The organism is Tenacibaculum sp. MEBiC06402 (assembly GCF_049239625.1).
GTDB lineage: Bacteria > Bacteroidota > Bacteroidia > Flavobacteriales > Flavobacteriaceae > Polaribacter.
The window spans coordinates 192,158-200,902 of record NZ_JBMKKT010000083.1 but is presented as its reverse complement, the minus strand read 5'-3'; the positions used below and the strand labels follow the sequence as shown (position 1 = coordinate 200,902).

At 31.1% G+C, this 8,745-nt stretch carries 10 protein-coding genes; 9 read left to right on the top strand and 1 reads right to left on the bottom strand.

Going from position 1 to position 8,745, the window contains the following annotated elements; translation table 11 throughout:
- Window positions 1–148 precede the first annotated feature (148 nt).
- From ACOSP6_RS02910 to moaA, 8 genes are all read left to right on the top strand, one after another.
- The gene (locus ACOSP6_RS02910; protein WP_422093244.1) at window positions 149–1,162 is read left to right on the top strand and encodes an XdhC family protein; all 1,014 of its coding nucleotides are present in this window, start codon (window positions 149–151) and stop codon (window positions 1,160–1,162) included.
- A gap of 4 nt (window positions 1,163–1,166) precedes the next feature.
- Window positions 1,167–1,754: a nucleotidyltransferase family protein gene (locus ACOSP6_RS02905; RefSeq protein WP_422093243.1), complete on the top strand. Its 588-nt coding sequence runs from the start codon at window positions 1,167–1,169 to the stop codon at window positions 1,752–1,754.
- Window positions 1,751–2,923 (top strand): gephyrin-like molybdotransferase Glp, encoded by a 1,173-nt coding sequence (gene glp, locus ACOSP6_RS02900; RefSeq protein WP_422093242.1) that lies wholly within the window; start codon window positions 1,751–1,753, stop codon window positions 2,921–2,923. Before ACOSP6_RS02905 ends, glp begins: the two co-directional genes overlap by 4 nt.
- Complete coding sequence (locus ACOSP6_RS02895) at window positions 2,923–3,669, top strand: sulfite exporter TauE/SafE family protein (protein WP_422093241.1); 747 nt, start codon at window positions 2,923–2,925, stop codon at window positions 3,667–3,669. Before glp ends, ACOSP6_RS02895 begins: the two co-directional genes overlap by 1 nt.
- A 4-nt stretch (window positions 3,670–3,673) precedes the next feature.
- Entirely contained in the window at window positions 3,674–3,907 is a 234-nt protein-coding gene (locus ACOSP6_RS02890) for a MoaD/ThiS family protein (RefSeq protein ID WP_422093240.1), read from the top strand.
- A gap of 69 nt (window positions 3,908–3,976) precedes the next feature.
- A complete protein-coding gene (locus ACOSP6_RS02885; protein ID WP_422093239.1) occupies window positions 3,977–4,414 on the top strand; it encodes a molybdenum cofactor biosynthesis protein MoaE in 438 nt (145 codons plus the stop codon).
- On the top strand, window positions 4,414–5,319 hold the full coding sequence (gene moaCB, locus ACOSP6_RS02880) for a bifunctional molybdenum cofactor biosynthesis protein MoaC/MoaB (protein ID WP_422093238.1): 906 nt from the start codon (window positions 4,414–4,416) through the stop codon (window positions 5,317–5,319). Before ACOSP6_RS02885 ends, moaCB begins: the two co-directional genes overlap by 1 nt.
- Before the next feature lie 3 nt (window positions 5,320–5,322).
- Window positions 5,323–6,327 carry a GTP 3',8-cyclase MoaA gene (gene moaA, locus ACOSP6_RS02875; protein WP_422093237.1) on the top strand — a complete coding sequence of 335 codons (1,005 nt, stop codon included), beginning with the start codon at window positions 5,323–5,325 and terminating at the stop codon, window positions 6,325–6,327.
- A gap of 16 nt (window positions 6,328–6,343) precedes the next feature.
- On the opposite strand, the gene ACOSP6_RS02870 is transcribed toward moaA, so the two are convergent.
- A complete protein-coding gene (locus ACOSP6_RS02870) occupies window positions 6,344–7,471 on the bottom strand; it encodes a methionine aminotransferase (RefSeq protein ID WP_422093236.1) in 1,128 nt (375 codons plus the stop codon).
- 168 nt (window positions 7,472–7,639) lie between these two features.
- Here ACOSP6_RS02870 and ACOSP6_RS02865 point away from each other — a divergent pair, with 168 nt between their 5' ends.
- Window positions 7,640–8,737 (top strand): hypothetical protein, encoded by a 1,098-nt coding sequence (locus ACOSP6_RS02865; RefSeq protein ID WP_422093235.1) that lies wholly within the window; start codon window positions 7,640–7,642, stop codon window positions 8,735–8,737.
- Window positions 8,738–8,745 lie beyond the last annotated feature (8 nt).

Genomic DNA, 8,745 nt, shown 5'->3' with positions numbered 1-8,745 from the left:
ACTTTTAGTCCCCAGTATAATAAACCTCTGTACTTTCAGTACAGAGTGATTTAGTTTTTTATTACTAAAGTTTACTTAAAACGAGTTTAATTAATTTTTTTGATTGAGTTTATTATGTATTTTAAGGGTTGAATTAACTATTACTATTTTGACTCACGAATTTAAAGACATTGTATATCAGGCAAAAGAAAATCAGAATAAAGGAATTAAAAATGTACTAGCTACCATTATTGCTTTAGAAGGTTCATCCTATAGAAAACCAGGAGTAAGAATGCTGTTATCTTCAGATGGAAAAATGGTAGGCGCTGTTAGCGGTGGATGTGTTGAGAAAGAGGTTCAAAGAAGAGCACAATCTGTTTTTGAATCTGGTATCCCAAAAATTATGACTTATGATGGTCGTTATCGATTAGGTTGTGAAGGTATTCTGTATATTTTATTAGAACCATTTCATATTTCTGATGAGTTTTTTCAGGATTTTGAATTATGTCTGAATAAGAGAAATTCGTTTGAAATAGAATCTTCTTATAAAAAAGAGGATGAGTATATTGCTAATATAGGTTCCTTAATTCGTTTTAACGAGAGTGAACATTGCTTCTCTCCTACTTTTGATAAAAATACTTTCGATAATCATGATATTTTTAAGCAATCATTACAATCTCGATTCAGGTTATTAATTATTGGAGGTGAACATGACGCCGTGAAGTTCTGTAAATTAGCAAGTTTGTTAGGATGGGAAGTTGATGTAATTACTTCAGAAAAAGATCCGAAATTAATATCCGATTTTCCTGGAGCAAATTCGGTTATAGGTATTTCACCAGAATTAGCTGAATTAACCATTGATACTAATACAGCAGTAGTATTAATGAATCATAATTATGTGAAAGATTTGAAATATCTTTTGAAGCTAGAACCTTTAAAACCTTTTTACATAGGGATATTAGGTTCAGTAAAACGTAGAGAACAACTGCAAAATGAATTATTTCATTATGCTCCAGATTTATCAGAAGAATTTTTAGATACCATTTACAGTCCCGCAGGGTTGAATATTGGCGCAATTACTCCTGAAGAAATAGCCATCTCGATAATATCAGAAATTTTAGCGGAAACTCGAAAAAAAACACCAGTTTCACTAAGGACTCTTACAGGAAAAATCCATGTTTAAAAATATGCGCATTGCTACACTAATTTTAGCCGCAGGTTCTTCAACACGAATGGGTAAAACTAAACAAATACTTTCTTTTGGAAATACAACATTGCTAGGGAAAGTAATTGAAGCTACAACTGAAGTTTCGAATAATGATATTTTTTGTGTTCTTGGAGCTAATTCAGAAGAGATAAGTCTATCCATTCAACAATATGATATAAATATAATTTTAAACAAAGAGTTTGAAACAGGCCTTTCTTCTAGTATATATGCTGGAATTGCAGTTATTTCGAAATTAAACTTTGATGCTGTAATAATCGTATTGGGCGATCAACCTAATGTTTCTTCAAATTATCTTCAACATATGATGAAAATATCCGAAGAGAATAAAAGCAAAATTATAGCATCAAATTACAATGGTAGAAATGGAGTTCCTGCCCTATTTCCTAAAAAATACTTTAAAGATTTACTCCTATTAAAAGGTGATAAAGGAGCTTCAAAATTATTAAATAGTGACGATTTTCCTATTTTTACAATGAAAGGTGATGTTGATTTATTTGATGTAGATACCGAATCTGATTACAACCATTTGATTAGAAAAAAAATATGATTTCAGTAACCGAAGCTATTAAGCTTGTAAATAGTTTTTCCAATAAAATGCCCTCTGTTTCAAAACCTATTCATAAGATTTTAGGGTGTTTTCTAGCAGAAGATGTTTACTCCCCTATAAATATGCCTCCTTTTAAGCAATCCTCAATGGATGGTTATGCTTTTATTCATTCGAAAAATACTGAATTTAAAATACAAGGAGAAGTGCCAGCTGGTAGTTCTGAAAATTTTGATATTAATACAAATCAAGCAATTAGAATATTTACAGGTTCTAGAATACCGGATGACGCAGATACAGTAGTAATGCAAGAGCATACCGAACGCAAAGGAGATTTTTTGAAGATTAAAAATGTTCCTGAAAAAGGAGTAAATGTTCGTCCTATTGGTAATCAGATAAAAAAAGGAGAAATAGCATTAAAAAAAGGAACTTACTTAAACGAAGCGGCTATTGGTTTTTTAGCAGGATTAGGAATCTCTGAAGTTAACGTTTATAAGAAACCTAAGGTGAGTATTTTGGTTACTGGGAATGAATTACAACAAGTTGGCGAAAATTTACAGGAAGGTCAAGTGTACGATAGTAATTCAATTACTTTAAAATTAGCTTTAAAACAATTAGGAATAAAAAAAGTAAGAGTTTTAAAAGTTAAAGATACTTTTAAAGCGACATATAAAATCATTAAAAAAGAACTTAACAAATCTGATATCTTGCTAATTTCAGGTGGAATTTCGGTTGGTGATTATGACTTTGTTCAAAAAGCATTGATTGATAATAATGTTCAGGAAGTGTTTTATAAAGTGAATCAAAAACCAGGTAAACCTTTATGGTTCGGATATAAAAATAATACCAAAGTTTTTGCATTACCTGGAAACCCAGCTTCAAGTTTAAGTTGTTTTTATGTACATGTACTTCCTTTGTTAAGAACATCTTTAGGATTTGAAAATCCTCATTTACCTAAAAAGACTGCAGTAACAACTTCTGATATTAAAAATATTCATGGTAAAACTTTATTTTTAAAAGGAACTGTTGAAAATGGAAAAGCAACATTATTAGGTGGTCAAGCTTCTTCCATGTTGAAATCTTTTGCAATTTGTAATGCTTTATTGGTGGTTCCTGAAAATGAAACTATGATAAAAAAAGGACAAAAAATTGAATACATAAAATTGAATTAATGGAATTTCTTCAAACGGATATTCTCGTTTTATTTTTTATCATTCTTGCTGTAGTAGCTTTTTTATATGCGAGTGTGGGACATGGTGGTGCTAGTGGATATTTGGCCTTAATGGCTTTGTTTGCATTTCCAACTATAGTAATGAAACCAACTGCTTTGTTACTGAACATTTTTGTTTCGGGAATTTCATTTTGGTTTTTTAGAAAGAATAATCACTTCAAATGGAAACTCTTTTATCCATTCGCTTTAACGTCGATACCTATGGCTTTTTTGGGCGGATATATATCCATAAATGCAACGTTATACAAACAAATATTAGGTGGTTTTTTAGTGTTTGCTATACTAAGAATGCTAAACCTATTTGGTAAAGAACAAACTTTAATAAAAGACAATAATTTAGGATTATCACTTTTGATTGGTGCTTCAATTGGTTTGTTTTCCGGTATGATTGGAATTGGCGGAGGAATTATTTTAAGTCCAGTTATAATTCTTTTAAGATGGGGAACCATGAAACAAGCAGCCGCGGTTTCTGCTCTTTTTATTTTTGTGAATTCTATTTCAGGAATTATTGGTTTTCATTTTAAAGGAGGAATCATTCCTAGTGAAGCTTGGTATTTTATTCCAGTAGCCATTATTGGTGGAAGTTTAGGAGCTCTATACGGAAGTCAAAGATTTAAAGGAGTGGTGTTAAAATATGTTTTAGCTGGAGTTTTAACAATTGCAGCTGTAAAATTATTCTTAATTTAGATATATGGAAATAAAATATTTTGGAGAAATAGCGGAAAGAACCAATACAACATCACAAAATATTTCATTGGAGAAGAAAAGTTTATTTGAACTACTATCTTTTCTAAAAGACACTTATGGTATCGATTCAAACGATATTCATATTGCTGTAAATCATAACTTAATATCAAAAGAAATTGATTTAGAGTTTGATAGCGGCGATGAAATAGCTATACTATCTCCTTTTGCAGGAGGATAATAAAACAATATTTAATACAACTAAATAAAATAAGCACATTAGTAATATCTAATTGTTGAAAGAACATACATGAACAAAAAGAAAACAGTATTCATTGAAGGTGAGATTACCTCAGATTTTATAGCAAATTCCATCGCAAAACATCAAATGAAAACTTCAATTGGGGCACACAATATATTTTTAGGTCAAGTAAGGAAAGATAATGTTGATGATAAGACAGTAGCTGCAATTGAATTTTCATGTTATGAAGAAATGGCCAATGAGAAATTACATATAATTCGAGAAGAAACTTTTGAAAAGTATAATCTTACTTGCATGCACATTTATCATAGCTTGGGAACTGTTAATGTAGGAGAGATTTGTTTTTTCGTTTTTGTATCAGCTCCTCACCGACCTCAAGTGTATGAAGCAACTGAGTATATTGTAAATAGAGTTAAAAGTGAAGTTCCAATTTTCGGTAAAGAATTGTTCGAAGAAGGAACTCATCAATGGAAAAAGAATGTATAATGGTTGATATCACGCATAAATCAAATACGTTAAGAATTGCAACTGCTCAAGCTATTGTAAAAGTAAGTAGCGAGAAAACAATCAATGCAATTCAAAATGGCACAGTTCCTAAAGGAGATGTTTTTTCAATGAGTAAAGCAGCAGGTTTGTTGGCTGTAAAAAAAACACCTGAGCTCCTACCCGATTGTCACCCAATGCCAATAGAATTTACGGGTATTACATATGAAATTGATGAATTGACTATACAAGTAAAAGTTACTGTAAAAACTATATATAAGACTGGCGTTGAAGTTGAAGCAATGCACGGTGCAAGTGTAGTGGCGTTAAACATGTATGACATGTTAAAGCCTATTGATAAAGGTGTGGAGATTGAAAATATTAAGTTATTAGAAAAAAAAGGAGGAAAAAGTTCATACCCGATCGCAGATGTTTCGGGTATTAATGCTGCTGTGATTGTTTGTTCTGATTCCATTTCACAAGGAATTGGAAAAGATACATCTGGAGAAGTGATTAAAAACAAGCTTGCTCAATTTCAAATAACTACAAATGAAAGCATAATTATTCCTGATGAGATTTCTGGTATTCAAAATAAGGTTAAAGAATTAGTAAAAACCAATAATCTTATAATTATTACTGGAGGAACCGGTATTTCTCCAAAAGATGTTACTCCTGAAGCTGTTCTCCCACTTATAGAAAAACGTTTGTCTGGAGTTGAAGAGACCATTCGAAGATATGGGCAAGACAGAATGCCTTTTGCCATGTTGTCAAGAAGTGTTGTTGGAACATTTCAAAATAGTATAATTATGGCATTACCTGGATCAAGTAAAGGTGTAGCTGAATCGTTAGATGCCGTTTTACCGCATTTATTTCATAGTTTTAAAGTGCTCACTGGAGCGAGACATTAATTAATGCAAGAATCATCAAACATATTAACAGATAGTTTTGGAAGACATCATAACTATTTGCGCATTTCACTAACTGAAAAGTGTAATTTAAGATGTACGTATTGCATGCCTGAAAATGGTGTTGTTTTAAGTCCGAAAAAGCAATTAATGACAACACAAGAAGTTATTGATATTGCACAGTTATTTGTTAAAAATGGAGTAACTAAAATCAGACTTACAGGCGGTGAACCCTTGTTACGAAAAGATTTTCCTGAAATTATAACTGCTTTATCAAAATTCCCCGTTCATTTATCGTTAACTACCAATGCTATTTTAGTTGATAGACATATTGATACGTTTAAAAAAAGTAATCTAAAAGCGATAAATGTTAGTTTAGACACCTTAATTCCTGCTAAATTTAATAGCATAACCAAGAGAGATCAATTCAACAAAGCCTATGATAATATAAAGCTACTTCTTAATCATAATTTTAATGTGAAAATAAATGTTGTTTTGATTAAAGGATTTAATGATGATGAGATAATAGACTTTATAAACTTTACTAAAAACGAGCATATTACAGTTCGTTTTATCGAGTTTATGCCCTTTGATGGGAATAATTGGGATACTAGTAAAATAGTATCTTACAAAGATATTTTAGACAAAGTTGAAGAATTTTATTCTCCTTCTAATGTTACCATGTTGACTAATGAAAAGAATTTTACAGCTCGAAATTTTAAGATAAAAGGCTTTACAGGAACTTTTGGAATAATTAGTACTGTTACCAATCCTTTTTGTGATAGTTGTAATAGGATTCGCTTAACAGCCAATGGAAAACTAAAGAACTGTTTGTTTTCAACTACAGAAACAGATTTGTTAGCTCCTTACAGAGAAAATCAACCTATTGAACCAATTATTCAAGCAGCTATTCAAAAAAAGAAAGCGGTTCGTTCTGGTATGACTTCAATTGATGATTTTAAAAACCTCGCGAATCATGATAACCGCAGTATGATTACTATTGGAGGTTAAACTATAAGGTTTTGTATTAAATAGCACATAATTTTTCAGCAGCAGCTAACAACGTTTCATCTGTTTTTGCGAAACAAAAGCGCAGCATGTGTTTATCTGTAGCATCTTCATAAAATACCGAAATAGGAATAGCAGCAACCCCATACTTCGTAATTAATTCTTTGGCAAATTCTGTATCATTGTTCTTACTTATTTCTCCATAGTTTACTACTTGAAAATAAGTTCCTTCAGAAGGCAAAATTTCAAATCTACTTTCTTTTAAAGCATTTTGGAAAAGTGTTCTTTTCCTTGCATACATCTTTGATATTTCATCAAAATCAACCACATCTAAATATTCTGAAATTACATGTTGCGATATACTATTTACACTAAATACTAAAAATTGATGTACTTTTTTTATCTCTTTCATCAAGTATTTAGGAGCGATTAAATAACCAACTTTCCATCCTGTTACATGTAATGATTTTCCGAAGGAAGAAGCTATAACTGCTCTTTCTCTTAATTTTGGACGAGTGTTTACTGAGACATGCTGGTGTTTAAATGAAATGTATTCATATACCTCATCACTCAACAAAACTATTTGAGGATGCTTATCTAGAATCGTTTCTAAGTTCTGATAATCCTCTTCACTCCATATTTTACCGGTTGGATTGTGTGGATTATTTACAACAATCATTTTAGTTTTATGACCAATAGCCTCTTCAATTCTATTGAAATTCGGAGAATAATCATCATTTAAAGAAACGCGTACAGGCTTCCCTCCTGCTACCAAAACAGATGGCTCGTAACTATCATAACTGGGATCCAAAATAATTACTTCATCGTCCGTTTTAACTAAAGCATTAATTGAAGTGTAAATTCCTTGAGTAGCACCTGTAGTAATTAGCATTTCTGATGAAGTATCTACTTCTCTCCCGTAATTCTTCCTTGTTAAAATTGCAATTTTCTCTAACAAAGAAGGTAAACCAACCATTGGAGTATATTGATGAATATTTTCAGTTAATAATCGATTAGTTATTTTTAGTAACCTCTCATCTACTGGAAAATTAGGAAAGCCTTGTGATAAGTTAATGGCTTTATGCTCATTGGCTAATTGAGACATTACAGAAAAGATACTTGCAGAAGTGTTCGGTAGTTTAGACATATTTGGTATAAAATCTTGATATACGAAAATAGGATTTTGATTCTAAAATTTGCGCCTTATTAATTTGAACTCTACTATTTTTTTAATCTGATGTTTTTCAAAACGTTAACATTTCTTTGACGGATATAAAGTCCTTTAATTTTTAAATTTGAAAGAAACAATCATACCATGAGAAAACTAATAATAACATTAATTACAGGATTACTTTGCATCCCTATGATGGCAAACAATTCTTTAACCAAAAACTTTATTACAGGTAATCCTGAAATTGGTTCTATAAATACAATGACCTTTGGTCCAAAAGGAATATTATTTTTAGGTGATAGTAAAAATTCTCAAATAGTTGCTATTGACATGAGTTCTGCTAAAAAAGCAGTTAACGAAAAACTTTACATTGAGGATATTGAAGCTCTTTTAAATCAACTTTTAGGTGCTGATAGTGACCAATTACAAATTATAGATTTAGTGGTAAATCCCATAAATGAAAACGTTTATTTAGCAGCACAACACAGTTCTGGAAAATCGTTTTTATTCTTAGTCAATAATAATAGTTTAGAAAATATTCCGCTTAATGATGTTTCTTTCTCTAAAGTTAATGTCCAAAATGTTGTAAAAGCAGATGCTAAAGACAGACGAGGAAGACCTTTACGAAAGTTAGCTATTACAGATATTCAGTATTCAAACGGACAATTAATGGTTTCGGGTTTAAATAATGCTGAGTTTGCTTCTACTTTTAGAGCGATTCCTTTTCCGTTTACTGATAAGCAACAAGACAGTTCTTTAGAGATTTATCATGCTGCACATGGACAATATGAAACGCATGCTCCTATTAAAACTTTTATGACTACTACAATTAACAATCAGCCACATATTATTGCTAGTTATACTTGTACTCCTTTAGTTGTTTTTCCAATGAATAGTTTATTACCTGGAAAACATACGAAAGGAAGAACTGTAGCAGAATTAGGGAACTGGAATACTCCTTTAGATATCATAGAAATGTCAAAAGATGGAGAACGCTATCTATTGATGGCAAATTCAAACAGAGCACTTATGAAGTTTAAAGTTGCTGATATTGAGTCTTTCAGTAGTTCTCTAACAACCAGAGTAAAAGAACGTGCAGGAACAGATGGTGTTAATTTTATAAACTTACCTTTTGTGAATGTTCAACAGTTAGATAAACTTAATGATAAGGAGTTTGTTTTTATTCAACGAGGAGCTAACGGTAAATTATCATTAAAAACGAGTAATAATCGTTGGTTATAATTAAAGCA

Coding starts and splice junctions, on each gene's coding strand:
- ACOSP6_RS02905 (WP_422093243.1), top strand. CDS start 1,167: ATGCGCATTGCTACACTAATTTTAGCCGCAGGTTCTTCAACACGAATG.
- glp (WP_422093242.1), top strand. CDS start 1,751: ATGATTTCAGTAACCGAAGCTATTAAGCTTGTAAATAGTTTTTCCAAT.
- ACOSP6_RS02895 (WP_422093241.1), top strand. CDS start 2,923: ATGGAATTTCTTCAAACGGATATTCTCGTTTTATTTTTTATCATTCTT.
- ACOSP6_RS02890 (WP_422093240.1), top strand. CDS start 3,674: ATGGAAATAAAATATTTTGGAGAAATAGCGGAAAGAACCAATACAACA.
- ACOSP6_RS02885 (WP_422093239.1), top strand. CDS start 3,977: ATGAACAAAAAGAAAACAGTATTCATTGAAGGTGAGATTACCTCAGAT.
- moaCB (WP_422093238.1), top strand. CDS start 4,414: ATGGTTGATATCACGCATAAATCAAATACGTTAAGAATTGCAACTGCT.
- moaA (WP_422093237.1), top strand. CDS start 5,323: ATGCAAGAATCATCAAACATATTAACAGATAGTTTTGGAAGACATCAT.
- ACOSP6_RS02870 (WP_422093236.1), bottom strand. CDS start 7,471: ATGTCTAAACTACCGAACACTTCTGCAAGTATCTTTTCTGTAATGTCT.
- ACOSP6_RS02865 (WP_422093235.1), top strand. CDS start 7,640: ATGAGAAAACTAATAATAACATTAATTACAGGATTACTTTGCATCCCT.